Consider the following 25,293-nt stretch of genomic DNA (forward strand, 5'->3'; position numbering starts at 1 on the left):
GCTGCGCTGCGTCCGGGGAACGCGTCCCGTGGAGCGCGCAACACGCCGCAACACATGCTGCGTCAACCGCGGGCTTGACCCGCGTATCCATCGCTGTTCGCAAAAAGCTTTGGCGAAGCAAATGGATTGCCGGGTCGAGTCCGGCCATGACGATCAACCCGTGTCCCGGGCGCGATGCGGCATTCTTCATGCCGCTTCGCAGAACCGGGACCCCGGCTCTGCAGCGCACCGCTCCGCAAGGGCTGCGCGCTGCGCTGCGTCCGGGGAACGCGTCCCGTGGAGCGCGCAACACGCCGCAACACACGCCGGGTCAAGCCCGGCAATGACGGCCTCTCGTGTCCTGGCGTGATGCGGCGCTACACTGCGCTGCGACGCCAACACGCCGTCATGCCCGGCCTTGTGCCGGGCATCCACGTCTTTCTTCCTGATGTGGAGCAAAGACGTGGATTGCCCGGTCAAGCCCGGGCATGACGATCTTTTATACTCATGCTGAGGATGACGTCGCGCATCACACCATATACTGCCCGCCATTGATCGACATCGTCGAGCCGGTGATGGCGCCGGCCTCGTCGGCGGCGAGGAACACCACGGCGCGCGCGATCTCTTCAGGCTCGCCGAGGCGATTGACCGGAATCAGCGGCAGGATGCTTTTTTCCAGCACGTCCTTCGGCACCGCCTGGACCATCTCGGTATTGATGTAACCGGGGCAGATCGCATTCACGGTGATGCCGCCCTTGGCATTCTCCAGCGCCAGGGCCTTGGTGAAGCCGATGTCGCCGGCCTTGGCCGCCGAATAGTTGACCTGGCCGAACTGTCCTTTCTGGCCGTTGATCGAAGAGATGTTGATGACGCGGCCGAACTTTCGCGCGCGCATACCCTCGATCACCTGACGCGTCATGTTGAACAGCGAGCCGAGATTGGTGTTGATCACGGCATTCCACTGATCGAGCGTCATCTTATGGAACGCCCCGTCCTTGGTGATGCCGGCGTTGTTGATCAGAACGTCGACCGGACCGAGATCCGCCTCGACCTTCTTGACGCCCGCGGCGCAGGCGTCGAATGAACTGACGTCCCATTTATAAACCGGAATCCCGGTTTCCGACTTGAATTTTTCCGCCGCCGCGTCGTTGCCGGCATAACTCGCCGCGACCTTGTAGCCGGCCGCCTTCAGCGCCTTGCTGATCGCAGCGCCGATGCCTCGCGTCCCCCCCGTCACCAATGCAACACGTGCCATATGGAATTCCTCCTGGGATTTTTTTATGCGCTGATATCTATGACGCGTCATGCGCGGGCTTGACCCGCGCATCCATCATAAGCGGACGATTCAATTGCGTGGATGCACTGCCGGGTCAAGCCCGGCAGTGCCAGTCTTGCTCTTGAACGATCGGCGCTCAGTCCCGCGCAAGGCACATGGCGATGCCCATGCCGCCGCCGATGCACAGCGTGGCGAGGCCTTTCTTGGCATCGCGCTTCTGCATCTCATGCAGCAGGGTCACCAGCACGCGGGCGCCGGAGGCGCCGACCGGATGGCCGATCGCGATCGCGCCGCCATTGACGTTGACCTTGGAGGTATCCCAGCCGAGGTCCTTGTTGACCGCGCAGGCCTGCGCCGCGAAGGCCTCGTTGGCCTCGATCAGTTCGAGATCACCGATGCTCCAGCCGGCCTTCTTGAGCGCGGCGCGCGATGCCGGGATCGGCCCGGTGCCCATGATCTTCGGGTCGACGCCGGCCTGGCCCCACGACACGATGCGGGCCAGCACGGTCTTGCCTTCCTTGGCGGCCTGCTTTGCCGTCATCAGCACCACGGCGGCGGCGCCATCGTTGATGCCCGAAGCCGAGCCGGCCGTGACGGTGCCGTCCTTATCGAACGCCGGCCTGAGCTTGCCCATCGCCTCGATGGTGGCGCCGTGGCGCGGGTATTCATCGTCGCTGACGATGATGTCGCCCTTGCGGGACTTGATGGTGACCGGAACGATCTCGTCCTTGAACTTGCCGGCCTTCTGCGCGGCTTCCGCCTTGTTCTGCGACGCAACCGCGAACTCGTCCTGCTGCGAACGGGTGATCTGATACTGCTTGGCGACGTTCTCGGCGGTGTTGCCCATGTGGTAGCCGTTAAAGGCGTCCCACAATCCATCCTTGATCATGGTGTCGACAAATTCAACCGGACCCATTTTGACGCCGCCGCGCAGGTACTGCGCATGCGGAGCCATGCTCATGGATTCCTGGCCGCCGGCGACCACGATTTCGGAATCGCCGTTGAGCAGCGCCTGATAGCCCAGCGCGACCGTGCGCAGGCCGGATCCGCATAACTGGTTGACGCCCCAGGCCGGGCTTTCGACCGGAATGCCGGCGGCGATCGAGGCCTGGCGGGCCGGGTTCTGGCCCTGGGCCGCGGTCAGGATCTGGCCCATGATGACCTCGGAAACCCGCGCGGGCTCGATGCCGCCGCGCTCCAGCGCAGCCTTGATGGCGATCGCGCCGAGATCATGGGCCGGCATGGTGGCGAACGCGCCGTTGAAACTTCCGACCGGGGTGCGGGCGGCGCTGACGATTACGACATCGTCTGACATGGACATCTCCTGTTTTAGTTCTTGGGCGCTGTTTGGACGGCGTCCGCTGGGGTGGGACCTGTCTTATCCTATCCTGTTAACCTAGGCAGGGCGTGTCAATCTACCAAGAGGCGAAAGCACCCCGTCGCGCACCTCGTTGCCGTTTTGGCAGATTCCGGAGCGATACTGAGGCTCTGCAATTAACCGTGGCACACAAAACGGTAGCCGAACCCCGTTGAAAATGCTTACTTTGCTGCGATGCGCTGTTCGAAACCCTTCGGCGATGCCTTCGGGTTCCTTGTCCCCGGTACAGTTGTGTGAGCCCATGGCGAAATCAGAAACACCTACGACAATCAAGAAATATGCGAACCGGCGGCTCTATAATACCGGTACCAGCACCTACGTCACACTCGAAGACCTGGCGGCGATGGTCAAGTCGGGCGAGGATTTCCTGGTCTATGACGCCAAGACCGGCGACGACATCACCCGTTCGGTGCTGGCCCAGATCATCTTCGAACAGGAAAACAAGGCCGGACAAAATCTGTTGCCGACCACCTTCCTGCGCCAGTTGATCCGGTTTTATGGCGACAGCATGCAGATGGTGGTGCCGAAATATCTCGAGCAGTCGATCGACATGCTGACCCGCGAGCAGGAAAAGTTCCGCAAGCAGATGACGAACACGTTCAGCATGACGCCGTTCGCGCCGCTGGAAGAGCATGTTCGCCGCAACATGGAATTGTTTCAGCAGACGTTTTCGATGTTCAAGCCGTTCGTGCCGCCGCGCGGCGGAAACTCCGCCGCCGAAGCGGACAAGGTCGCCATCGAACAGGCCGCCGACGCCGGCAACATCGACGATCTGCGCCGCCAGATGAAAGAGATGCAGGACCGCCTCGAGCGGATGTCGAAAGAACCGAAGAGCGAGTAGTCTTTGTCGCGTCTCCGCGAAGACGGAGACCCATGACACCATGCACGCGGTTCCATGACGTGCGTTTCAACATCTCATTCCAGTTGAAAACCCTGGGCGTATGGGTCCCCGTCTTCGCCGGGACGACATGAGTATTCAGCCCGCCGCCGGAAGCACCGCAGCCGCATCCTGCAGATGCCACGGCCGATGCGATGACGCGAGACCGATCAGCCGCCCCTGGATGTAATCGCAGCCCCAGTCACGCAGCATCGCGGCCGCCTCCTCGTCCTGCACCCACTCGGCGACGGTCTTGATCCCAAGCCGGCGGGCCAGATCGATCAGCGTCTGCACGAAGGAGCGATCGTCGGCCGACTGCGCGATATTCTGCACGAACGCGCCATCGATTTTCACGATATCGACGCCGAGCCTGCGTAAATTCCGGAACGACGTGTAACCGGCGCCGAAATCGTCGATCGCGATCCGGCTGCCGAAATTCTTCAACCGCGTGACGAAGCCGCGGACGTCGTCGATATCCTGGATCGCAACGGTTTCGGTGATTTCGACGATCAGCCGCTCGGCGACGCCGGGATGCGCGCGCATCAGCGATTCGATGGAAGCCCACCAGTCCGGATCCATCGTGGTAGCCGGCGAAATGTTGAGGCTGAGCTGCACGGCGGGCGCGGCCGCCAGTTCGCTGACCACGAGTTCAAGCACGCGATGATCGACGAGGCGGATCAGGCCGAGCTTCTCCGCCACCGGCACGATATCCGGCGCCAGCAGAAACTGTCCGTCATCCTGCTGCATGCGGACCAGGCATTCATGGAATGCGGGGTCGCGCGTGCGCGCGTCGACCACCGGCTCGAACGCCATCACGATGCGGCGCTCGTTGAGCGCGGTGACGATCTCGTCGGTGACGCGAATATTGACGCGGCGCTGGGCGTCGCGCTCGACATTCGGCCGCCATGCCAGGAACGAGCCCGCGCGGCGGCGTTTTGCCGTATCCAGTGTTTCCTGCGCGCGATTGACCGCCTCCTCGGCGCTACGCGCGTAACGCGGCACGCTGACCGCGCCTATCGAGGCCGTAACCGACACCGGGCCGGACTTGGTCGGTACAATGTCATCGCGAATGCCTGCCAGGAACCGCTCGGCGGCGACATTCATGTCATCGACCGTGCAGTTCTTCAGCACCAGGCCGAATTTATTGCCCGAGAAACGTCCGAGCACGTCGCCGCCGCGCAGGCGCACGCGAATGCGTTTTGCCACGACGGATATCACCTGATCGGCGACATCGAAGCCGAACGCGTCGTTGATTCGCGCCAGATGATCGATACCGATCAGCATAAAGGCAAAGGACGAACGAAATCGCATGGCTTCTTCGATCGCTTCGGCCAATGAAGCGACCAGATGGGTGCGGTTGAGTTCGCCCGTCAGCGGATCGTGCCGCGACAGCTTCACGAGCTGCTCTTCGCGGGCGTGGCGCTCGTTGTCGATGCGCACGATGCCCTGGACCTGCGCCGGCCTGCCATCGGCGCCGGCGAACCAGCAGCCGGATTCCTCGATCCACAGCACCGCGGCGGACGTAATGGCGCGCACGCCATATTCGATCCGGTAAGCTACCCCGGCGCCGCGATCCGCGGCCGACGAGCCGGTCAGCGCGTCGGTCCGGATCGAGCGCCTCGGTTCGATCATTTTCGAGAATTCACTTCCCGTGGCCAGCGACGCCGACGGGATGTCCGGAAAAATCGAGGCCAGGTGGTCGGTCCAGCGAATCGCGTCACTCGCGATGTCCCAGACAAAAGCGGCCTGGCCGAGACAGGCGAGAATGCTGGAGGCTTGCGGAGGGACGGATGTCAAAGTCGCCTCGTTTCGGGACGCCGGGTGATTCTCGACCGGATGATAATCCGTATTGGACCGCCGACCCTAGGCAAAACTCCCTAAGCAATTCAAAAGTCCGGTTCAGGGCTCTTGAAACCCGATCGAGCCGGCCGCGCCGGACGCGGCATGGGGCTTGCCATGATGTGATTACCGAGGGGCGCGATGTCCCGAAACGAGACAGGGATCTGGATTTTCGATGCTGATCGACCTCAACCGGAGCGGCCGCGGCGGGCCATATCATGCGCCGAGCGTCGGCGATGCCCCGACCAGGGCTGCAAGTGTCGCCTTAGTCCCGATTGTTGCCGGCCCACGCCGGCTCGCAGCGGTCGCCCACGGCCTGACACGGCCTGATCCGTCCTTCGTAACTCATCTGATCGCGATGTCGCAACAGAGCCCGCAGACGCGCGTATTGCGACGGGCCGCGCCTGCGGATGTGCAGGCGGCCTACCGGTCCGTCGCCGGTCAAAACCGGACCATGGCCCTGCCGGGCACCCGAATGCGGCAAGTGGTCTGATATATCCTCGCGAGCCGTCCCGGCGAATACCGAAACGGCGCCGGACGTCACCGCAGCGGCGCGTCCGAGGCGGGATGCGCGCCGTCGTTGGGCTGTAATCCCGGCGACCGGGTGTCCGACGACGTCCTGACGATATCGACGGGGTGCGGAGTTGCCGGTTCAGAGCGGTCGGGCAGCACCGCTTCCGCGACGGTGGTTGGCGGCACCTGCGGCGCAGGGTCTGGATCGAACCGAGGCTGCGGCGCTTCGATATCGCGTTGCTGCCCGCTTCTGGAAACCGGCGCGTCGACTGCGGCGAGACGGGCGTTGCGCCGCGTCCGCAGCGCGATGCCCGACAGGAAATCCACCAACGCCAGCATCGTCAGCAAAAAATAAGTCGAGGTCCCGAACTGCGGCAGCATCACGAATTCCGCGGCGGCGCCTGCGAACACCACCAGCGACAGCAGGTGGTCCATGAAATACTTCGAGCCAGGCCGCGCGCCCTTGATGACCTCGAACAGCAACAGCAGGATGCCAAGCGCGATCAGCACGTCGCTCAGCGTCACCGGCCACGCAACGCCGGACATCAATGCCAGCGTCACCAGCGGCGTCACGAACGAGACGCCGGGCATCAGGAACAGGATGATGTTGCAGATCGCGAGCGGGATCAGAAGCAGCGGGAAACCGATCATCGACATCGGCAAGGTCTTTCGCGGCTCGAGCCGGCGTCAGGATTCTTTGCTGGCCTTCAGAACCTGCCGGCCCTTGTACATGCCGGTTTTCAGATCGAGGTGATGCGGACGGCGCAGCTCGCCGGAATCCTTGTCCTCGGCGTAGGTCGGCTTCTTTATGGCATCCGCCGAGCGGCGCATGCCTCGCCGCGACGGCGATGTTTTTCTTCTCGGAACGGCCATGTCGAAAGGTCCTTGCAGGTGCGTCGGCGGCATCGTCCGAAGCGGACGGCCCGGCGGTCGCGCGGGCGGATATGCCGATAAGGCCGCGCTTATAGAGGATGGGATGCCCCAAAGCTAGGTTCAAAATAAGCGAAATCAGTTCAAAAAGCGCGATTTTCGACCCAGCAACGCTTCAGTTCGGCGGCCTGGGCGCGCACCATGTAGGTTCCTGCCAGACGGCGCACGCCGGGCCCGGGGTTGCGCGCGCTGCGGGCCACAGGATTGGGCAGGATAGCCGCCAGCAGCGCCGCTTCGCGCGGCGCGAGGCCGGAGGCCGGGCGGCCGAAGGCGTAGGTCGAGCCGGCCTGCACGCCGAATTGCCCCGACGGTCCCAGTTCGGCGATATTCAGGTAAATTTCCAGGATCCGCTGCTTCGGCAGTACCAGATCGATCCATAGCGCCAGCGGAAACTCCAGCGCCTTGCGGAGCAGGCTTCGGCCCTGCCACAGGAACAGGTTTTTCGCGACCTGCTGGGTGATGGTGGAGCCGCCGCGCGTCACCTCGCCGTCCTCCGCGTCGTCGAGCACGTCGCGCAGCGCATTCCAATCGATGCCGTGGTGACTGCAGAATTTTGCATCTTCCGAGGCCACTACCGAACGCGGCAGCGCTGGAGACATCGCGGCCAGATCAATCCACTGCCGCGACACCGGCGCGCCCGTGAGCCAGCGCCACGCCATCAGCGTCGAAACCGGGTGGCCGGCGCGATACAGCGGCGCCACGAGGTACGGCAGCAGCACAACCAGCAGCACGGCCACGAACAGGTTGCGGACGATGCGCAAGGGCGGGATTCCAGTTCCGGAGCGATACGCTATGGCCCGATGTGTCCGGGATATCGTTGTGCTTTTCAAGGCAGCAGCGGCCGTGCCCCCGAACGCGGCCGGAATTGACGAAGCCGGTGCCATGAACGATTGTCCCGCCGACTTTGATCCGGAGCTGCTTTTGATGACGACCGCATCCGCCGACTTCGCCTGCCGACTGGACCGGACCGCGGAGGAAACCGAAGCCCTGCTCGACCGGCTTTTATCCGATGCGCTGCTGGCGGACGAAATCGCCCGTCCGAAACGGTTGATGGACGCGATGCGTTATTCGTCGCTCGGCGGCGGCAAACGATTGCGGCCGTTTCTGGTGGTCGAGAGCTCGGCGCTGTTCGGCGTGCCCCGCGAAGCAGCGCTGCTGGCCGGGGCCGCGCTGGAATGCATTCACTGCTATTCGCTGATCCATGACGATCTGCCGGCGATGGACAACAGCGATCTCAGGCGCGGCCGCCCGACGCTGCACAAGAAAACCGATGACGCCACCGCGATCCTGGCCGGCGACGGCCTGTTGACGCTTGCCTTCGACATCATCACCCGCGACGAGATTCACGACGATGCCGACGTCCGGCTGTTGCTGGCACGGGCACTGGCGCGTGCGTCAGGCGTCGGCGGCATGGTCGGCGGACAGATGCTTGATCTTGCCGGCGAAGGCCGCTTCGGCGACCGCGAACCGGTCGATGTCGCGCGCCTGCAGCAGATGAAGACCGGCGCGCTGTTGCGCTTCGGCTGCATCGCGGGCGCCATACTCGGCCGCTCCACCCGGCAGCAATATCAGGCGCTTGACGATTACGGCCGCGCGCTCGGCGAGGCCTTCCAGATCGCCGACGACCTGCTCGACGTCGAGGGCGACGCAGCAGCGCTCGGCAAGCCCGCCGGCGCCGATGCGGCGCTCGGCAAAACCACCTTCGTGACCCAGCTTGGCGTGGACGGCGCCAGACAGCGCGTCCGCGATCTGCTGGCAAAAGCGGATTCCGCGCTCTCGATGTTCGGCGCCGGGGGCGACGTCCTGCGCGCCGCCGCGCGGTTCGTCGCCGAACGCAAGAACTGAAAGCCCACATGGCCAGCAAGGACGCCGAGGATCCCTTCCTTGCCCGCTTCAGGAAAATGTCGAGGCCGGCCCGGCTCGTCTATGCGCGGCGCCGCACCTTCGTTTCCATCGCGCTCGGCATTACGGCGTTCTTCTTGCTGCCGGGATCATTGCGGCTGGTGACGCGGCTCCTGATCGGCTGGGACATTTTCGTCGCCCTGTATCTGGTGCTCGTCTACGCGCTGGTCATGCGCAGCGGGCTCGCGCACATCCGCCACAATGCCATTCTGCAGGACGACGGCCGCTTCCTGATCCTGCTGGTGACGGCGCTCGGCGCCTTCGCCAGCATAGTCGCGATCATCTTCGGCCTCGACGACCAGCATCGCAGTTCGCCTGAACTGGCGCTGGCGACCGCAACCATCGCGCTGTCATGGGCAGCGGTGCATACTACCTTTGCGCTGCACTACGCCCACGAATATTATCGCGGCGACAGGCCCGGTGGCCTGGATTTTCCATCCGGCCATGAGGATGAAAAGCCCGATTACTGGGATTTTGTATATTTTTCGTTCGTGATCGGAATGACCGCGCAGGTGTCCGACGTGGGCGTCACCAGCAAGATCATCCGCCGCACCGCGACCGTGCATGGTATCATCTCGTTCGTCTTCAACACCGCGCTGGTGGCGCTGATGGTCAATATCGCCGCGAGTGCGGTTTGAGGCGAATCCTGCGACAAAGCGCGCATGGCCTGCGCTGGCGAATTGCGACATCGATAGCGGGCGTCGATTCGGACGCTTCAGGAGCCCCACGCGGGCACGGACGCCGGCATAGCCGAAGTCATGGCGCCCATTGTGAGCGTGATCACAGGCGAGCCGGCCATTTCATGTCTGTTCAGCGGACCGGCCGAGGCCGCCTGCCGCGCAGGCAAGCGCCGGCCTAACGCATTGACCTGACGGCGCTTCCGAGCGAATTTGAAAGCGTGGAAGCCAAATTCCAGATTTTCCTGATCCTGCTCGCCGTGCTCGCGGGGGTCGCGCTGCTGGCGCGGCGGATCAACGTTGCGCCGGCAATCCTGCTGCTGCTGAGCGGCATCGCGCTGGCCTTCGTGCCCGGCATGCCGTCGCTGGAACTGCCGCCCGAACTGGTGTTGCTGGTGGTGCTGCCGCCGCTGATCTATTCGGCCAGCGTCGCAATGAGCTGGCGCGAGTTTCGCTCGAACCTGCGGCTGATCACGCTGCTGTCGGTCGGCTGCGTGATCTTCACCGCCTGCGCCGTCGCCGCGGCAACCCATGTGCTGATCGGATTGCCGTGGAGTGTCGGCTTCCTGCTCGGCGCCATCGTCGCACCCCCCGACGTCGTGGCGCCGCTCGCGATCGCGCGCAAGCTCGGGCTGCCGCGCCGAATCCTGGTGGTGCTCGAAGGCGAGGGTCTGGCGAACGACGCCACCGCGCTGATCCTGTACCGCTTCGCGGTGGCCGCCATCAGCACCGGCGTGTTTTCGCTGCCGCGAGCAACCGGCACGTTTTTCGCGATTGTGATCTGCGAAATTCTGTTCGGGGCGGCGATCGGCTGGGTAAGCCTGCGCATGCGTCACCGGGCCCGCGACCCGCAGGTGGAGATCACGCTGTCGCTGATCACGCCCTATGTCGCCTACTGGATTCCCGAGCATTTCGGCGGCTCCGGCGTGATCGCCACCGTCGCCTGCGGCCTCTACATCAGCTGGAACGGACCGCTGCTGATCTCTTCTGCAACCCGGCTGCAGGGGATCTTCTTCTGGGACCTGGTGATCTACCTGATCGAAGGGCTGCTGTTCCTGCTGACGGGATTCCAGATCCGGTTGTTATACGAGAAATCGAAAGCGTTTCCGCTCGACGATATCCTGTTCGCCACCGTCGTCGTCGCGGCCATCATCATCGTTGCGCGCTTCGCCTGGGTCTATCCCGCGACCTATCTGCCGCGATTCCTGAACAAGCGCCTGCGCGCGCGCGATCCGTATCCTTCGTGGCGCAACGTGTTCGTGATCGCCTTTACCGGCGTGCGCGGTGCGGTATCGCTGGCGGCGGCGCTGGCGCTGCCGTTCACGCTTCCCGGCGGCGAGGGATTTCCCTACCGCGATCTGATCCTGTTCGTCAGTTTCGGCGTGATTTTCATCACCCTGGTCGGGCTTGGATCGAGCCTGCCGCTGGTGGTGCGATGGCTCGGGGTTGCGGAGACCGGCCGCGACGAACACGTCGCCGAGCACGAACAGGAGATATCGGCGCGGCGCGAGGCGCTTGCTGCGGCGCTGCAATCGCTCGACGCCATGACCGACGACCGCGAACTGTCCGACGAGGTGGTGAAATTGCTGCGGGCACGGCACGAGACCCGCGCCAATCAGTTGCCGGATACGTTCGATCCGGATGGCCACGACGTATCGGCGACGGGCACCTCCCTGACGAGGGAACTGATCGGCTCGGAGCGCAAGTTCATCCACAGGCTGTTGCGCGACGGCAAGATCACCGACGAGACACGGCGGCGGATCGAACGTGATTTGGATTTGGAGGAGGCGAGCCTTGCCAACCGGGAATATCGGAAAATGCCGCTGTGAGGCGGTACGCGTCTCTGACGCGGATCGGAGCGACGTTTGCAAAGCGGCATCGTCGCGATGCCGCGTATCGCCTCGGAATGCCGCATCGCACCCCGGACACGAGACTCGTCATGTCCGGGCTTGACCCTACCGGGTGCACACATCCCGTCATGCCCGGCCTTGTGCCGGGCAGCGCTTTCTACGTCATGGCCGGGCTCGTCCCTACTGCATTCACACATCCCGTCATACGCGGGCTTGACCCGCGCATGACGCGATACGGAAGGGCGCTCCCGGTCGCGGCCAGCGCGCGGACCTGGGTCAATGCTGAACCATCGCCACGCCTGCTATGGAATTCATACACACAGTGTTGTACACTGTGTGTAGGTGGAGCCCGACGCGATGGGAAAATATGAAAATCTTGGCGCGTTCCTGCGACGGCAGCGCACCCGGGAAGTGCCGCTGACATTCCGCGACATCGAGAAGATCACCGGGGTGAAATTGCCGCCGAAAGCGCAGCATCAGCGCGCCTGGTGGAGCAACAACCCGTCCAACAACGTCATGACCAAGGTCTGGCTCGATGCCGGCTTCGAGAGCGCGCAGGTGGACATGGACGCGCGCAGGCTGGTGTTTCGCCGCGCCGTCAAGGCCAGTGACGCCAGCGCCGGCTTCGCCGAGGCGGCCTTGAAGCCCTACGCCGCCAGGGAAGGCCGCCACCCGGCCCGCGGCGCGCTCAAGGGGATGGTCCACATACCGCCCGGAGTCGATCTGACCGAACCGGCCGATCCAGCGTGGGCCGACCTGGTGGATAGGAAGTATGGACCGGACGTACGGTGACCGATGCCGCCGCTCCTCCTCGATACGCACGCGGTGATTTGGCTATTCGAGGACAAACCGCTCGCGCCGAAGGCCGCAGCCGCCATTGAAGCGGCATATCGCGACGACACGCCTCTGCTGGTGTCGTCGATCACCGCGTGGGAAATCGGCCTGCTCGTCTCGCGCAATCGTATTGGTCTCAGCGCCACGCCGCAGCGCTGGTTCGCGCGCGTGCTCGCGACACCCGGGATGCAGCTCGCCGAAATGTCGCCCGACATCCTGGTCGCGGCCTCGTTCCTGCCGGGCAACCCGCCGCGCGATCCCGCCGACCGCATTCTGCTGGCGACCGCGCGCGATCTCGGCGCAACGCTGGTTACGCGCGACCACGCGATCCTGGCTTACGGGAAGAGTGGTCAGGTCAGCACGCTGGCGTGCTGACCGGGTCCGTCTGTTGCGCCGCCGTCACGGCATCTGCCGGCACCTTGTCGCCCGCGCCATAGCGCTGATCGATATAGTCGATCACCATCGCCTTGAACTCGGTGGCGATATTCGGCCCGCGTAAGGTCCTGAACTTCTTGCCGTCGACGAACACCGGGGCTGCCGGGGTTTCGCCGGTACCGGGCAGCGAGATGCCGATGTCGGCATGCTTGGATTCGCCGGGGCCGTTGACGATGCAGCCCATGATCGCGACGTTGAGCGATTCGACGCCGGGATAGCGCGTCTTCCAGGCCGGCATCTCGTCGCGGATGAAATCCTGGATCGAGCGCGCCAGTTCCTGGAACGTGGTCGAGGTGGTGCGGCCGCAGCCCGGGCACGCCGCCACCAGCGGCACGAAGGTGCGGAAGCCCATGGTCTGCAGCAATTCCTGCGCGACCTGCACTTCCAGCGTGCGGTCGCCGCCGGGCTCGGGGGTGAGCGAAATCCGGATGGTGTCGCCGATGCCGTCCTGCAGCAGAATACCGAGCGCGGCGGCCGAGGCGACGATGCCCTTCGAGCCCATGCCGGCCTCGGTGAGACCGAGATGGATCGCATAATCCGAACGCGCCGCGAGTTCCCTGTAGACCGCGATCAGGTCCTGCACCGCGGAGACTTTCGCCGACAGGATCATGCGGTTCTTCGGCAGGCCGATCTCCTCGGCGCGCGCCGCCGACAGCAGGGCCGACTGCACCATCGCCTCGCGCGTGACCGCGCGGACATCCTTCGGCTCGGGGAGCAGCGCATTTTCGTCCATCAGCCTGGTCAGCAATTCCTGATCCAGCGAACCCCAATTGGCGCCGATCCGCACCGTCTTGTTGTTCTTTAATGCGATTTCGACGATGTCGGTGAACTGGGTGTCGCGCTTGTTCTTGAAGCCGACATTGCCGGGATTGATGCGGTACTTGTCCAGCGCTTCCGCGCAGGCCGGATGCTCGGCCAGAAGCTTGTGGCCGATGTAATGGAAATCGCCGATCAGCGGCGTGGTAATGCCGCGCTTGCGCAGGGCGTCGCGGATGTGCGGCACCGCGGCCGCGGCCTCGTCGCGGTCCACCGTGATGCGCACCAGCTCGGAGCCCGCCCGCGCCAGCGCCGCGATCTGTTCCACCGTGCCGGCGATGTCGGCGGTGTCGGTATTGGTCATCGACTGCACCACGATCGGTGCGCCGCCGCCGACGGCGACGTCGCCGACCATGACCTGCGTGGTTCTGTGCCGGGCCCGGGGGCCTGCGACGTCGGTTTGAAGCGGTTTTTCGAGCTTGTTCATGGGCCTCGAATATCAGGTTTTTGTGACATTCAGCAATGGATCAATGGTGACCGGAGCGGCCGGGCTCGGCCGGTTAACCAGATACAGCCCGGCGATCACCAGCAGCGCCGCGGCGCCGAATACCGGCGTCAAGGTGTCGTGCATGATGAAATAGCTAGCGATCACGCCAAACAAAGGGGTGATAAAGGTAAAAGCCGACAATTTGCTGGCGGAATAGGTTTTGACCAGCGAAAACCACAGCAAAAACGTCAATCCGACCACCCAGACCGCCTGATAGACCATCAGCGAGAGCGCCAGCACGCCGGGAAACTTCGCGATGGTTTCGCCGGAAATCCAGGCCGCCAGGCCCAGAATCGGGATCGACAACGCCACCTGATAGCCGAGGCCTTTTTCGGCGGGCGCCTCGAGCAGCGCCGTGGTCTTGACGATCAGCGTCGTGGCCGCCCACAGCGCGCCGCCGCCGACGATCATCAGGTCGCCCAGCAGCACGTTGGCGTCGACGTCGGCCTGGGGAACGCCGATCGCGAGCGCCACGCCGGCAAAGCACAGCGCCAGCCCGCCCCATTGCGAGGCGCGCAGCCGCTCGCCGAGAAACACATAGGAGCCGAGCGCCACGAAGAACGGCGCAGTGTAGAGAAACACCACCGCGCGCGTGGCCGAGGTCAGGAACAGGCCGCGATAGATCAGTACGAATTCGAAGCCGAAGATGACGCCCGCGCATAGCCCCGCGCGCAGCGTGCCGTCGCGTTCGAACATTTTCACGCCGCGCAGCCGCGCGATCACCAGCAGCACCAGGATCGCGCCGGCGGAGCGGATGGTTGCCTGCAGCAGCGGCGGAATGTCGGGAAGCGTCAGTTTTACCGCGACCTGATTGAAGCCCCAGCTCAGGCACAACAGCAGCATCAGCGCGACCGCGCCGGGGCTTAGGGGACGCGCGGCATTGGTTTGATTGGAAGGCATCGATCCTCGTTGGCCGGCTTGGCGCCGTGCTGTTGCAGGCGTGATTCGAAAAGTGGTGTCCGGTCCTTCCGGAAAAGATCATGCCCCAATGGAAAAATTCAGCCGGCCCTCAGGCAATGCGCGCAGCTGCCGGTGATCTCGACCACCGACAGCTTCGGCATAAAGCCGGTCGAGCGCGCGGCGTCGTTCAGGCTCTGCGCCATCGGAGCGGCCGGAATTTCGCCGACCGAACCGCAGCGCTCGCAGATCAGGAAAGCAACCATTGCCGCCGCATCGTGATCATGCGCGCAGGCAAGGAACGCGTTGCGGCTTTCGATGCGGTGAACGAGGCCGTTCTCCATCAGGAAATCCAGCGCGCGATACACCGTGATCGGCGCCGGCCGCGGCATCGATTTCGCCAGCGCGTCGATCACCTCATAGGCGCCGAGCGGGCGATGACTCGACAGCAGCACCTGCAGGACGTTGCGGCGGATCGCCGTGAATTTCTGCGCCCGTCCCGCGCATACCTGTTCGGCGTGGCGGATCGCGTCTGCGGCGCAGCGGTCGTGGTCATGGTCCGGGGTGGGGAACGTCGGTCTGGTCGCGGTCATGCCGCTGGATGTAGCGCGTTTGCGGCGGTTCCGCGCGGCTTTTTTGCGGGCTCCTACAACGGGCGACCGCCCCGGCATGCACGGCGCACAGTCCAAGCATGTCAAAATGCCGCCTCGAAGAGTTCATAAGCAAGCTTATAATATCATAAGCTTATGGAGACCACCACAAATGGCCCGCGGTTGCGTGGATGTGAACCTGCTGTTTACGCTCGGCGAGGTGCAGCGGCTGGTACGGGCCTATGCCGACCGCCAGGCCGCGCGTTACGGCATTACCCGCGCGCAATGGGCCGTGCTGGCCAAAGTCGAACGCGCCGAAGGCCTGAAACAAACCGAACTTGCGGAACAGATGGAAATGCAGCCCATTACTCTGACAAGGCTGGTCGACCGGCTGTGCGAGAACGGCTGGATCGAACGCCGCGGCGACGACGCCGATCGTCGTGTGAACCGGCTCTATTTGCGCAAGGCGGCACGCCCGCTGCTCGGCAAGCTGGCCGGGCTGCGCTCCGAACTCACCGCAACTGCGCTGCAGGGCATCGGCTCGGCCGACGCGCAGCGCCTGCTCGGCAATCTGGAAACCATCAAGGAAAATGTCCGCAACGCGATCCAGACTGCGAACGAAGAAACGCAAAAGAAAGAACAGCGCTATGGCTGATCCCGTACTTAAATTCCCCGCCGATCAAAAGGCGCCGCTGCAACCCGGCGCGACGGCCGCCACGCAGCCCCGAGCGCCGCTGTTGGCGGGATTACGCAGGTATCGCCGGTTCCTGCTGCTGGTCGTGCTGCCGCTGGTCGCGATGTTCGGCGGGCTGACGGTCTATCTAAACGGCGGCCGCTACGTGACCACCGACGACGCCTATGTCGGCGCCCAGAAGGTGCTGATCACGCCGGACATCTCCGGCAACATCGAAAAAGTGGTGGTGCGCGAGGGCCAGCAGGTCCGCGAGGGCGACACACTGTTCGAGATCGATCCGGTGCCGTTCCGGCTGGCGGTGCAGCAGGCCGAGGCCAATCTGGCAACGGCAAGAACCAGCTACGACAATTTGAAGAGCAACCTGCAGATCTACGGCCAGATGATCGATCTCGCGCAGCAAGGCGTCGACCTGAAACGGCGCGACGTCGAGCGCAAGACCTCGCTGGTGAAGAACAATGTCGGCTCGCAGCTCGATCTCGACAACGCCGCCAACGCCCTTGTGACCGCCAGCGCGCAACAGGAGTACCTGCGGCAGCAGATGTCGACGGCGAAGAACCAGCTGCTCGGCAAGGCCGACCTGCCGCTGGAACAGTTCCCGCCCTATGCCCAGGCCAAGGCCGCGCTCGACCAGGCGCAGCGCAATCTCGACCATACAACCGTTCGCGCGCCGATGAACGGCACCGCCACGCAGGTCGACGCCATCCAGCTCGGCCGCTTCGTCGCGGCCGGCACCCCGGTGTTTTCCGTCATCGACATCTCGAAGCCCTGGGTTGACGCCAATCCGAAGGAATCCGACTTCACATATGTGGCGCCCGGCCAGCCGGTCACGGTCGAGGTCGACGCCTTTCCCGATCACGTGTTCAAGGCGACCCTCGGCTCGCTGAGTCCCGGCACCGGCGCGCAGTTTGCGATCCTGCCGCCGCAGAATGCCACCGGCAACTTCGTCAAGGTGGTACAGCGCGTCCCGGTGCGGATCTATTTCGACGCCAATGACCAGATGGTGCAGCGGCTCAAGGCCGGCATGAGCTCCTACGTGTCGATCGATACCAATCATCGCCGCTCGCTGGCCGGATTGTTCGGCTCGCCCGCGCTGGCAAGGCAGCGGGACTGATGGAATGACCACGCCTGCACCGCCGGCTGCGGTTCCCGGCCTGCGCCGGAACATGGTGACGATCTGCGCCATGACCGCCACCATCATGCAGGCGCTCGACACCACCATCGCCAACGTCGCACTTCCCTACATGCAGGGATCGCTGTCGGCGTCGCAGGACCAGATCAACTGGGTGCTGACTTCCTACATCGTCGCCGCCGCCATCATGACCGCGCCGGTGGGCTGGATCGCCAACCGTTTCGGGCGCAAACGTATCTTCATCGTCTGCTCCGCCGGATTCACGTTAGCCTCGGTGCTGTGCGGGCTGGCGCAGGACATCAACCAGATGGTGCTGTTCCGCCTGCTGCAGGGCGTGTTCGGCGCGGCGCTGGTGCCGCTGTCGCAGGCGGTGATGCTGGATTCCTACTCGCTGCAGGAGCGCGCCAAGGCGATGTCGATCTGGGGCATGGGCGTGATGATGGGCCCGATCATGGGGCCGTCCTTGGGTGCGTGGCTGACCGAAACCTATTCCTGGCACTGGGTGTTCTTCGTCAACCTGCCGTTCGGCATCTTCACGGTGGCGGGCCTGGCGGTGTTCATGGACGAGACCAGAAAGGATCTGGAGCTGCGCTTCGACTGGTTCGGCTTCATCGCGCTGGCGATCGGCATCGGCGCGATGCAGGTTGCGCTGGACCGCGGCGAACAGCTCGGCTGGCTTGAATCCAACGAGATCATCGCCGAGATGATCGTCTCGGTCGCCGGGTTCTACTACTTCTTCGCCCATTCCTTCACGACCGCAAAGCCGTTCATCCAGTTCGCGATCTTCAAGGACCGGAACTTCGTCGGCGGCTGCGTGTTCATGGCGGTGATGGGGCTGGTGCTGTTCTCGACCATGGCGCTGTCGTCGCCCTATTTGCAGAACGTCATCGGCTATCCCATCATCACCGCAGGGCTTCTGCTCGCGACGCGCGGCTGCGGCACCTTCGTCGCCATGATGCTGGTCGGCCGGGTGATGAAGCATATCGAGGCGCGCATGCTGATCATCGGCGGGCTCCTTCTGATGGCCGGCTCGCTGTTCTTCATGACCGGATGGACCGACCAGACCGGCGTGCCGGAGATCGTGGTGCTCAGCATCATCCAGGGGTTCGGCCTTGGGCTGGTGTTCGTGCCGCTGAGCACGGTGGCGTTCCTGACCCTGCCCAATCATCTGCGCACCGACGGCACCTCGATGCTGACCCTGCTGCGCAACGTCGCGAGTTCGATCGGCATTTCGGTGGTGATCGCGCAACTGACCGAGGGGTCGCGGCGGACCTACGCTGTCCTGTCCGAGCACATCAATCCGTTCAACCCGGCGCTGCAGATGCCGGACGTGCGCAGCCTGATCGACCTTAGCACCGACGCCGGCCGCGCCCTGGCCGATGCGATGGTCGGCATGCAGTCGCAGATCATCGCATTCTCGCTGGACTATCAACTGGTAATGATCGTCACGCTGTGCGCCATCCCGCTCGCCGTCATGATCGGCTCGACCAAAGCCGCGCTGCGCAGGCAGGCGCAAGCGCCGGAGCATGCCGCGGTGATGGAGTAGGCGCAGGCCAGGCCTGCATCGACATGCCCGGCCTCGTGCCGGGCATCCACGGCTTGCTTTTTGAGCAGCAGGCACGACATGGATGCCGGGGCAAGCCCTGCTGGATTCACAGATTTCGTCATACGCGGGGCTTGACCCGCGTATCGATCCAGCTTCGGAAGAGTCGTTTTCGAGGCGGATGGATTGCCGGGTCAAGCCCGGCAAGGACGGCCGGGATGTGTGCATCCCGTAGGGTCAAGCCCGCAAATGCGCATACAAGAGAGTTGCGACGCCCCTGCACGATTCTCAAACGTCGAAAAACACCGTCTCGCCGTCGCCCTGCAGCCGGATGTCGAAGCGATACACGGCGCCGCCATTGCCCGTCTCGCGCGCCGCGATCAGCGTGGCGCGACGATCCGCCGGCACCAGCGCCAGCACGGAATCGGCTGCGTTGCCTGCCTCGCCGTCGAAATAAATCCGCGTATAGAGCTGCAGCAGCATGCCGCGGGCGAAGATCGCCAGCAGGATATGCGGCGCTTGCGGTCTGCCGTCGGGGTCCGGCACCGCACCCGGCTTGACGGTATCGAATGAATATTCGCCGCCGGCACTGGTGCCGCAGCGGCCGAAACCTCTGAACGCGGCATTGGAAACCGCGCGCTTGTCCTGCGGATCGGCAAAACGTCCCTGCGCATCGGCCTGCCATATCTCCAGCATGGCATCCGGCACCGGCGCGCCGTCGCCGTCGAATACCCGGCCGACGATGCGAATGCGTTCGCCTGCCGCATCCGGCGTAACCAGGTCATTGGTAAAGGCGTCGTTCCAGTCGTATTTGCCGTTCGAGGTCAGGCCATAGGCGAAGAACGGACCGACGGTCTGCGACGGCGTGACTCCCTTTGTTGCGGCCTGCACTATTTCGTCTCCATCGGCGTGGCGTCGCGCCCGCGCAGCACGATGTTGAAGCGGTAGCACAGCGCCCATTCCGGCTGGGTGTTGTCCAGATCGAAGTGTGAGACCATCCGCATCCGCGCCTTTTCGTCCGGCACCGAGTTGAAAATCGGGTCGAACTCGAACAGCGGATCGCCGGGAAAATACATCTGCGTCACCAGCCGCGAGACGAAGGCGTGGCCGAACACCGAGAAATGGATATGCGCGGGCCGCCACGCATTGTGATGGTTGCCCCAGGGATAGGCGCCGGGTTTCACGGTGATGAATTTGTAATAGCCGTCCTGATCGGCTTGCGCGCGGCCGGCGCCCGTGAAATTCGGATCGAGCGGCGCCGGGTGCTGATCCGCGACATGCACGTAGCGGCCGCAGGCGTTGGCCTGCCACAGTTCCACCAGCGCGTTGGGAACGCCGCGGCCATCTTCGTCCAGCACATGGCCGTGCACGATGATGCGCTCGCCGATCGGCTCGCCCGCGTGCTGCATGGTGAGGTCGTGATCGTTCTCGCGCACCGTCTCGTGGCCGTAGGCCGGACCGGTCAGTTCGGACAGCGTCTGGCGCATGATGATGAGCGGTTTTTGCGGCGACCGTTTCAACGTGCTGAGATAGCCGGGCGACAGCCGCGCCGGATGCGCCGCATTACTCGAGACAGGATAGGCGAAGGTCATCGGGATTCCTTGTTAAAACCGTCATTCCGGGGCGCGAGTAAAACGAGCGAGCCCGGAATCCATAACCACGATCGGCGTTTATGGATTCCGGGCCTGCGCCAAGGGGCGCATCCCGGAATGACGGACATTCAGTTCAGCTTCTCGATGGCCATTGCAACGCCCTGGCCGACGCCGACGCACATGGTCGCCAGCGCCCGTTTGCCGCCGCGCTTTTCCATGCCGTGCACCGCGGTCATCGCCAGCCGCGCGCCGCTCATGCCGAGCGGATGGCCGAGCGCGATCGCGCCGCCATGCGGATTGACGAAATCGGCGTCTTCCTTGACGCCAAGCTGGCGCAGGCAGGCGATACCCTGCGAGGCGAACGCTTCGTTGAGCTCGATCAGGTCGAAATCGCTGATTTTCAGGCCCAGCCGCTCCATCAGCTTGCGCGTCGCCGGCACCGGGCCGATGCCCATGATGCGCGGCGGCACCGCGGCCGACGCCAGCCCGAGAATTTTTGCACGCGGCGTCAGGCCATGTTTCCTCACCGCGGCCTCCGAGGCGAGGATCATCGCCGCCGCGCCGTCATTGACGCCGGAGGCATTGCCCGCCGTCACCGTGCCGGGATTGCGCACGATCGGCTTCAGTTTCGTCAAACCTTCGAGCGTGGTTTCGGGACGCGGATGCTCATCCTTGTCGACGGTAATGGGTCCCGCTCTGCCGCCGGGCGCCGCTACCGGCGTGATCTCCTCGGCGAAATAGCCCGACGCGATGGCTGCGCCTGCGCGCTGCTGCGAGCGGATCGCGAACGCGTCCTGATCGGCGCGCGACACCTGGAATTCCTCGGCAACGTTTTCGCCGGTCTCCGGCATGGCATCGACGCCGTACTGCGCCTTCATCAGCGGATTGATGAAGCGCCAGCCGATGGTGGTATCGAAAATATCCGCCGAGCGCGAAAACGCCTCGGGCGCCTTACCCATCACGAACGGCGCGCGGGTCATCGATTCGACCCCGCCGGCAATTGCAAGGTCGATCTCGCCGGCGCGGATGGCGCGGCCTGCCGCACCCACGGCATCCAGACCTGAGGCGCAGAGCCGGTTGAGCGTCAGCCCCGGGATCTGGTCCGGCAGGCCGGCCAGCAGCAGCGCCATCCGCGCCACGTTGCGGTTGTCCTCGCCGGCCTGGTTGGCGCAGCCGAAATACACTTCATCGACCTGCGACCAGTCGAGCCCGGGATGGCGCGCCATCAGCGCCTTGATCGGCGCCGCGGCCAGATCGTCGGCGCGCACCTTGGCCAATGAGCCGCCGAAACGGCCGATCGGGGTCCGCACGGCATCGCACACGAACACATCGCCCATTGAATCTCTCCCTGAATGCCGCGTTTCGTCTGGTTAGCGAATGATGGCGAGTTTTAAGAGCGGGTGCGCGGCAGGTCAATTGATGGCTGCGCCGGAACCGTGCTTTTGCGAAAGGGCGGTTATGCCCGCGGGTTGGCACGACCAGGATGGCGGGAAACGGCGGTGAAAACCGTGCATTGCAACCGCAATCCGATAGGAACGCCGGCCAAAACTTTGTAATTTCCGCCGCCATGACCATCCAGCAGACCATTCCCGCATCCGCCGACCCCGCAGCCTCCGCGGAGATCGGCGGCCGCCTGACGCCGATGATGGAACAGTATCTGGAGATCAAAGCCGCCAACCCGGGCCTGCTGCTGTTCTACCGGATGGGCGATTTCTACGAGATGTTTTTCGATGACGCCGAAATCGCCTCGCGCGCGCTCGGCATCGTGCTGACCAAGCGCGGCAGGCATCAGGGGCTGGACATCCCGATGTGCGGCGTTCCGGTGGAACGCTCCGACGATTACCTGCATCGGCTGATCGCGCTCGGCCACCGCGTCGCGGTGTGCGAGCAGATGGAGGATCCGGCCCAAGCGCGGGCGCGCGGCAACAAGAGCGTGGTGCGGCGCGACGTGGTGCGGCTGATCACCCCCGGCACGCTGACCGAAGACACGCTGCTCGACGCCAGGACCAACAATTATCTGCTGGCGCTGGCGCGTTCGCGCGGATCGGCGGGAGGTGACCGTCTCGGCCTCGCCTGGATCGACATTTCCACCGCGGAATTCATGGTCACCGAATGCGCAACCGGCGAACTCGCCGCGACGCTGGCGCGGATCAATCCGAACGAGGTGATCGTCACCGATGCGCTCTATGGCGATCCCGAACTGGGGCCGCGCTTACGCGAATTGCCGGCGGTGACGCCGCTGACCCGCGACGTGTTCGACAGCCTGACCGCCGAGCGGCGGCTGTGCGATTATTTCGCGGTCGCCACCATGGATGGCTTGAGCGCAATGTCGCGGCTCGAAGCCACCGCCGCCGCCGCCGCCGTGACCTATATCGACCGTACCCAGGTCGGCAAGCGGCCGCCGCTGGCGCCGCCGGCGCGCGAAGCCGCCGGCACCACCATGGCGATCGATCCGGCGACTCGCGCCAATCTTGAACTGACACGCACGCTGTCCGGCGAACGGCGCGGCTCCCTGCTCGATGCGATCGACTGCACCGTCACCGCCGCGGGATCGCGGCTGTTGGCGCAACGGCTGGCGGCGCCGCTTACGGACAGCGCCGCGATCGCGCGGCGGCTCGATGCCATCGCGGCGCTGGTGGCGGACGCCGCGGCGCGCGACGAACTGCGCACGGCGTTGCGGGCAGCCCCCGATATGTCGCGTGCGCTGGCGCGGCTGTCGGTCGGCCGCGGCGGACCGCGCGACCTTGCGGGTTTGCGCGACGGCATTATCGCGGCCGATCAGGTATTGATGCGGCTGTCGCAGATCGAGAACCTGCCGCCGGAACTCCTGGCGGCGATGGACGCGCTGCGCCGCCCTTCGCGCGATCTCGCCCGCGAATTCGAGCGCGCGCTGGCCGAGCCGCTGCCGCTCATCAAGCGCGACGGCGGATTTGTGCGTGAAGGTTACGAAGCCGCGCTGGACGAGACCCGTAATCTCCGCGACGCCTCGCGGCTCGTGGTCGCCGCGATGCAGGCGCGCTATGCCGACGAGACCGGCGTCAAGGGCCTGAAGATCCGCCACAACAACGTGCTCGGCTATTTCGTCGAGGTGACGGCGCAGCACGGCGACAGGTTGATGGCGCCGCCGCTTAACGCAACGTTCATCCACCGCCAGACGCTGGCGGGACAGACCCGCTTCACCACCGCCGAGCTTGGCGAGATCGAAGCAAAGATCGCGAACGCCGGCGACCGCGCGCTCGGGCTGGAACTGGATATCTTCGAGCGGCTCACGGCGATGGTTGCGGCGGCCGCCGACGACCTGCGCGCCGCCGCGCACGCCTTTGCGCTGCTTGATGTCGCAACCGCGCTGGCCAAGCTCGCGGTCGATGACAATTATGTGCGGCCGGAAGTCGACGCTTCGCTGGGCTTCGCCGTCGAAGGCGGACGGCATCCGGTCGTCGAACAGGCGCTCAAGCGCGACGGCCAGCCGTTCATCGCCAATGCCTGCGATCTCTCCCCCGCGCCAGGACAGACGTCCGGCCAGATCTGGCTGATCACCGGCCCCAACATGGCCGGCAAATCCACCTTCCTGCGCCAGAACGCGCTGATCGCACTGCTGGCGCAGATCGGAAGCTTTGTGCCGGCAACGCGCGCCCGCCTCGGCATCGTCGACCGATTGTTTTCGCGGGTCGGCGCCGCAGACGATCTGGCGCGCGGGCGCTCCACCTTCATGGTGGAGATGGTGGAAACCGCCGTGATTCTCAATCAGGCCAGCGAGCGGTCGCTGGTGATATTGGACGAGATCGGGCGGGGCACCGCGACCTTCGACGGCCTGTCGATCGCATGGGCGGCGATCGAGCATCTGCATGAATCGAATCGTTGCAGGACGCTGTTCGCTACGCACTATCATGAACTGACGGCCCTCTCCGCAAAACTGCCGCGGATGTTCAACGCCACGGTGCGGGTCAAGGAGTGGCAAGGCGACGTGGTGTTCTTGCACGAGGTATTGCCGGGCTCGGCCGACCGCTCCTACGGCATTCAGGTGGCGAAGCTGGCAGGATTACCCGCGCCGGTGATCGCACGGGCAAAATCGGTGCTGGCGAAACTCGAAGCGCAGGACCGCGGCCAGACCGCGCGCGCGCTGGTCGACGATCTGCCGCTGTTCGCGGTGCCCTCGCGCGCCGCTGCCGAACCTGCGCCGCCAAGCGCGGCGGAACACCTCGTCGAGGCATTGAAGGCGCTGCATCCCGACGAGATGTCGCCGCGCGATGCGCTCGAGGCGCTATATGCGCTGAAGGCGAAATTGCCGAAGACGTGAGGGGGTTAGCCGACGCGTTACTCCAGTCACCGCAATGAACATTGGCGGACGCTGGCGCTAATCCGCCCACGCAGGCGCACCGGCCTCGGGCGGCCGAGATCTCGCTTCACACCCGCTTCATCTCTACCGAAACCTTCGGCCCGTTCTTGATGGTCTGATAGACGACGCAATAGCGTTCGGTCAGCTTCAGCAGGAGGTCGAGCTTGTCCTGCGGCGCGTCGGTGTCGACGTCGAAGCGCAGGCGAATCGACTCGAATCCGACCGGCGTTTCCTTATCGACGCCGAGCGTGCCGCGAAAATCGAGATCGCCTTCGGCGATGACGATGCCGGTTTTCAGCGGCACCTCGATCGCGGTCGAAACCGATTTGAGGGTCACGCCGGCGCAGGCGACCAGCGCTTCCAGCAGCATGTCGCCGGAGCAAAGCTCAAGCCCGGAGCCGCCGGTTGCGGGATGCAGCCCGGCCACCGCCAGCGCGCGTCCGGTTTCGACCTTGCAGGCGATACCGTCGTTTTCGATCGAGCCTTTGGCTTTCAGCGTGATCAGCGCCGCCTTCGGATCGGACTTGTAACGGTCCTTGATCGGGGCCTGTGTGGCGCGGAGGGTTGCGGCGTCCATGACCAATATCCTTCTCTCGTCATGGCCGGGCTCGTCCCGGCCATCCACGTCTTGCTCGATGCATCTATAAGACGTGGATGGCCGGGACAAGCCCACGGCTGTCCGGTTCGATTTAAGTGGACGTAGCGCATGGCATGGATTC

General features: G+C 64.5%; 24 protein-coding genes. 11 read left to right on the forward strand and 13 right to left on the reverse strand.

Annotated elements, in window-relative coordinates:
* Positions 1-508 precede the first annotated feature (508 nt).
* Entirely contained in the window at positions 509-1,234 is a 726-nt protein-coding gene (gene phbB, locus ACFE72_RS21475; RefSeq protein WP_375415144.1) for an acetoacetyl-CoA reductase, read from the reverse strand.
* Positions 1,235-1,391: 157 nt separating this feature from the next.
* Positions 1,392-2,570 (reverse strand): acetyl-CoA C-acetyltransferase, encoded by a 1,179-nt coding sequence (locus ACFE72_RS21480; RefSeq protein WP_375415145.1) that lies wholly within the window; start codon positions 2,568-2,570, stop codon positions 1,392-1,394.
* A 304-nt stretch (positions 2,571-2,874) separates the two neighbouring features.
* Here ACFE72_RS21480 and phaR point away from each other — a divergent pair, with 304 nt between their 5' ends.
* Positions 2,875-3,474, forward strand: a complete 600-nt coding sequence (gene phaR / locus ACFE72_RS21485) for a polyhydroxyalkanoate synthesis repressor PhaR (protein ID WP_375415146.1) — start codon at positions 2,875-2,877, stop codon at positions 3,472-3,474.
* Between the two features lie 135 nt (positions 3,475-3,609).
* Here the strand turns inward: phaR and ACFE72_RS21490 are convergent, their stop codons facing one another.
* On the reverse strand, positions 3,610-5,307 hold the full coding sequence (locus tag ACFE72_RS21490) for a putative bifunctional diguanylate cyclase/phosphodiesterase (protein WP_375415147.1): 1,698 nt from the start codon (positions 5,305-5,307) through the stop codon (positions 3,610-3,612).
* A 217-nt stretch (positions 5,308-5,524) separates the two neighbouring features.
* Between ACFE72_RS21490 and ACFE72_RS21495 the strand changes: the two genes are divergently transcribed.
* Positions 5,525-5,842 (forward strand): hypothetical protein, encoded by a 318-nt coding sequence (locus tag ACFE72_RS21495; protein WP_375415148.1) that lies wholly within the window; start codon positions 5,525-5,527, stop codon positions 5,840-5,842.
* 47 nt (positions 5,843-5,889) lie between these two features.
* Here ACFE72_RS21495 and ACFE72_RS21500 read toward each other — a convergent pair whose 3' ends face one another.
* The 3 genes from ACFE72_RS21500 to mtgA all read right to left on the reverse strand — a co-directional run bounded on the left by ACFE72_RS21500 (position 5,890) and on the right by mtgA (position 7,553).
* A complete protein-coding gene (locus ACFE72_RS21500; protein ID WP_375415149.1) occupies positions 5,890-6,519 on the reverse strand; it encodes a hypothetical protein in 630 nt (209 codons plus the stop codon).
* 30 nt (positions 6,520-6,549) lie between these two features.
* Positions 6,550-6,735, reverse strand: coding sequence for a 50S ribosomal protein L32 (rpmF, locus tag ACFE72_RS21505; protein WP_375415150.1), 186 nt, complete (start codon positions 6,733-6,735; stop codon positions 6,550-6,552).
* A 140-nt stretch (positions 6,736-6,875) separates the two neighbouring features.
* Positions 6,876-7,553 (reverse strand): monofunctional biosynthetic peptidoglycan transglycosylase, encoded by a 678-nt coding sequence (gene mtgA, locus ACFE72_RS21510; RefSeq protein WP_375415151.1) that lies wholly within the window; start codon positions 7,551-7,553, stop codon positions 6,876-6,878.
* 163 nt (positions 7,554-7,716) lie between these two features.
* Here mtgA and ACFE72_RS21515 point away from each other — a divergent pair, with 163 nt between their 5' ends.
* From ACFE72_RS21515 to ACFE72_RS21535, 5 genes are all read left to right on the forward strand, one after another.
* Positions 7,717-8,637, forward strand: coding sequence for a polyprenyl synthetase family protein (locus tag ACFE72_RS21515; protein ID WP_375415152.1), 921 nt, complete (start codon positions 7,717-7,719; stop codon positions 8,635-8,637).
* A gap of 8 nt (positions 8,638-8,645) precedes the next feature.
* Complete coding sequence (locus ACFE72_RS21520) at positions 8,646-9,332, forward strand: DUF1345 domain-containing protein (RefSeq protein ID WP_375415153.1); 687 nt, start codon at positions 8,646-8,648, stop codon at positions 9,330-9,332.
* A gap of 260 nt (positions 9,333-9,592) precedes the next feature.
* Positions 9,593-11,200: a Na+/H+ antiporter gene (locus ACFE72_RS21525; RefSeq protein WP_375415154.1), complete on the forward strand. Its 1,608-nt coding sequence runs from the start codon at positions 9,593-9,595 to the stop codon at positions 11,198-11,200.
* A gap of 378 nt (positions 11,201-11,578) precedes the next feature.
* Positions 11,579-12,013, forward strand: a complete 435-nt coding sequence (locus tag ACFE72_RS21530) for a hypothetical protein (protein ID WP_375415155.1) — start codon at positions 11,579-11,581, stop codon at positions 12,011-12,013.
* Positions 12,014-12,016: 3 nt separating this feature from the next.
* Positions 12,017-12,430: a type II toxin-antitoxin system VapC family toxin gene (locus ACFE72_RS21535; RefSeq protein WP_375415156.1), complete on the forward strand. Its 414-nt coding sequence runs from the start codon at positions 12,017-12,019 to the stop codon at positions 12,428-12,430.
* Here the strand turns inward: ACFE72_RS21535 and ispG are convergent.
* The 3 genes from ispG to ACFE72_RS21550 all read right to left on the reverse strand — a co-directional run bounded on the left by ispG (position 12,411) and on the right by ACFE72_RS21550 (position 15,283).
* The gene (gene ispG / locus ACFE72_RS21540) at positions 12,411-13,733 is read right to left on the reverse strand and encodes a flavodoxin-dependent (E)-4-hydroxy-3-methylbut-2-enyl-diphosphate synthase (RefSeq protein ID WP_375415157.1); all 1,323 of its coding nucleotides are present in this window, start codon (positions 13,731-13,733) and stop codon (positions 12,411-12,413) included. The two genes, ACFE72_RS21535 and ispG, sit on opposite strands and share 20 nt — an antisense overlap.
* Before the next feature lie 12 nt (positions 13,734-13,745).
* Entirely contained in the window at positions 13,746-14,693 is a 948-nt protein-coding gene (locus tag ACFE72_RS21545; protein ID WP_375415158.1) for a DMT family transporter, read from the reverse strand.
* A 98-nt stretch (positions 14,694-14,791) separates the two neighbouring features.
* The gene (locus tag ACFE72_RS21550) at positions 14,792-15,283 is read right to left on the reverse strand and encodes a Fur family transcriptional regulator (protein ID WP_375415159.1); all 492 of its coding nucleotides are present in this window, start codon (positions 15,281-15,283) and stop codon (positions 14,792-14,794) included.
* 169 nt (positions 15,284-15,452) lie between these two features.
* Between ACFE72_RS21550 and ACFE72_RS21555 the strand changes: the two genes are divergently transcribed.
* The 3 genes from ACFE72_RS21555 to ACFE72_RS21565 are packed head-to-tail and all read left to right on the forward strand — an operon-like array spanning position 15,453 to position 18,649.
* Entirely contained in the window at positions 15,453-15,935 is a 483-nt protein-coding gene (locus ACFE72_RS21555) for a MarR family winged helix-turn-helix transcriptional regulator (protein WP_375415160.1), read from the forward strand.
* A complete protein-coding gene (locus ACFE72_RS21560; protein ID WP_375415161.1) occupies positions 15,928-17,085 on the forward strand; it encodes an HlyD family secretion protein in 1,158 nt (385 codons plus the stop codon). The genes ACFE72_RS21555 and ACFE72_RS21560 overlap by 8 nt, the downstream gene beginning before the upstream one ends.
* Positions 17,086-17,089: 4 nt before the next feature.
* Positions 17,090-18,649, forward strand: coding sequence for an MDR family MFS transporter (locus ACFE72_RS21565; RefSeq protein WP_375415162.1), 1,560 nt, complete (start codon positions 17,090-17,092; stop codon positions 18,647-18,649).
* 285 nt (positions 18,650-18,934) lie between these two features.
* On the opposite strand, the gene pcaG is transcribed toward ACFE72_RS21565, so the two are convergent.
* From pcaG to pcaF, 3 genes are all read right to left on the reverse strand, one after another.
* Positions 18,935-19,537 carry a protocatechuate 3,4-dioxygenase subunit alpha gene (gene pcaG / locus ACFE72_RS21570; protein WP_375415163.1) on the reverse strand — a complete coding sequence of 201 codons (603 nt, stop codon included), beginning with the start codon at positions 19,535-19,537 and terminating at the stop codon, positions 18,935-18,937.
* Complete coding sequence (gene pcaH, locus ACFE72_RS21575; protein ID WP_375415164.1) at positions 19,537-20,238, reverse strand: protocatechuate 3,4-dioxygenase subunit beta; 702 nt, start codon at positions 20,236-20,238, stop codon at positions 19,537-19,539. The genes pcaG and pcaH overlap by 1 nt, the downstream gene beginning before the upstream one ends.
* Before the next feature lie 128 nt (positions 20,239-20,366).
* Positions 20,367-21,575: a 3-oxoadipyl-CoA thiolase gene (gene pcaF, locus ACFE72_RS21580; protein WP_375415165.1), complete on the reverse strand. Its 1,209-nt coding sequence runs from the start codon at positions 21,573-21,575 to the stop codon at positions 20,367-20,369.
* Positions 21,576-21,805: 230 nt separating this feature from the next.
* On the opposite strand from pcaF, the gene mutS reads away from it, so the two are divergent.
* On the forward strand, positions 21,806-24,535 hold the full coding sequence (gene mutS / locus ACFE72_RS21585; protein WP_375415166.1) for a DNA mismatch repair protein MutS: 2,730 nt from the start codon (positions 21,806-21,808) through the stop codon (positions 24,533-24,535).
* Positions 24,536-24,641: 106 nt separating this feature from the next.
* On the opposite strand, the gene ACFE72_RS21590 is transcribed toward mutS, so the two are convergent.
* Positions 24,642-25,151, reverse strand: coding sequence for an OsmC family protein (locus tag ACFE72_RS21590; RefSeq protein ID WP_375415167.1), 510 nt, complete (start codon positions 25,149-25,151; stop codon positions 24,642-24,644).
* Positions 25,152-25,293: the final 142 nt, after the last annotated feature.

This window comes from uncultured Bradyrhizobium sp. (genome assembly GCF_964252615.1).
Classification (GTDB): domain Bacteria; phylum Pseudomonadota; class Alphaproteobacteria; order Rhizobiales; family Xanthobacteraceae; genus Bradyrhizobium.

What these genes read in the sequence shown, in the direction of transcription:
- phbB (WP_375415144.1), bottom strand. Translation starts at nt 1,234, where the DNA reads ATGGCACGTGTTGCATTGGTGACGGGGGGGACGCGAGGCATCGGCGCT.
- ACFE72_RS21480 (WP_375415145.1), bottom strand. Translation starts at nt 2,570, where the DNA reads ATGTCAGACGATGTCGTAATCGTCAGCGCCGCCCGCACCCCGGTCGGA.
- phaR (WP_375415146.1), top strand. Translation starts at nt 2,875, where the DNA reads ATGGCGAAATCAGAAACACCTACGACAATCAAGAAATATGCGAACCGG.
- ACFE72_RS21495 (WP_375415148.1), top strand. Translation starts at nt 5,525, where the DNA reads ATGCTGATCGACCTCAACCGGAGCGGCCGCGGCGGGCCATATCATGCG.
- ACFE72_RS21500 (WP_375415149.1), bottom strand. Translation starts at nt 6,519, where the DNA reads ATGTCGATGATCGGTTTCCCGCTGCTTCTGATCCCGCTCGCGATCTGC.
- rpmF (WP_375415150.1), bottom strand. Translation starts at nt 6,735, where the DNA reads ATGGCCGTTCCGAGAAGAAAAACATCGCCGTCGCGGCGAGGCATGCGC.
- ACFE72_RS21515 (WP_375415152.1), top strand. Translation starts at nt 7,717, where the DNA reads ATGACGACCGCATCCGCCGACTTCGCCTGCCGACTGGACCGGACCGCG.
- ACFE72_RS21520 (WP_375415153.1), top strand. Translation starts at nt 8,646, where the DNA reads ATGGCCAGCAAGGACGCCGAGGATCCCTTCCTTGCCCGCTTCAGGAAA.
- ACFE72_RS21530 (WP_375415155.1), top strand. Translation starts at nt 11,579, where the DNA reads ATGGGAAAATATGAAAATCTTGGCGCGTTCCTGCGACGGCAGCGCACC.
- ACFE72_RS21535 (WP_375415156.1), top strand. Translation starts at nt 12,017, where the DNA reads ATGCCGCCGCTCCTCCTCGATACGCACGCGGTGATTTGGCTATTCGAG.
- ispG (WP_375415157.1), bottom strand. Translation starts at nt 13,733, where the DNA reads ATGAACAAGCTCGAAAAACCGCTTCAAACCGACGTCGCAGGCCCCCGG.
- ACFE72_RS21545 (WP_375415158.1), bottom strand. Translation starts at nt 14,693, where the DNA reads ATGCCTTCCAATCAAACCAATGCCGCGCGTCCCCTAAGCCCCGGCGCG.
- ACFE72_RS21550 (WP_375415159.1), bottom strand. Translation starts at nt 15,283, where the DNA reads ATGACCGCGACCAGACCGACGTTCCCCACCCCGGACCATGACCACGAC.
- ACFE72_RS21555 (WP_375415160.1), top strand. Translation starts at nt 15,453, where the DNA reads ATGGCCCGCGGTTGCGTGGATGTGAACCTGCTGTTTACGCTCGGCGAG.
- ACFE72_RS21560 (WP_375415161.1), top strand. Translation starts at nt 15,928, where the DNA reads ATGGCTGATCCCGTACTTAAATTCCCCGCCGATCAAAAGGCGCCGCTG.
- ACFE72_RS21565 (WP_375415162.1), top strand. Translation starts at nt 17,090, where the DNA reads ATGACCACGCCTGCACCGCCGGCTGCGGTTCCCGGCCTGCGCCGGAAC.
- pcaH (WP_375415164.1), bottom strand. Translation starts at nt 20,238, where the DNA reads ATGACCTTCGCCTATCCTGTCTCGAGTAATGCGGCGCATCCGGCGCGG.
- pcaF (WP_375415165.1), bottom strand. Translation starts at nt 21,575, where the DNA reads ATGGGCGATGTGTTCGTGTGCGATGCCGTGCGGACCCCGATCGGCCGT.
- mutS (WP_375415166.1), top strand. Translation starts at nt 21,806, where the DNA reads ATGACCATCCAGCAGACCATTCCCGCATCCGCCGACCCCGCAGCCTCC.
- ACFE72_RS21590 (WP_375415167.1), bottom strand. Translation starts at nt 25,151, where the DNA reads ATGGACGCCGCAACCCTCCGCGCCACACAGGCCCCGATCAAGGACCGT.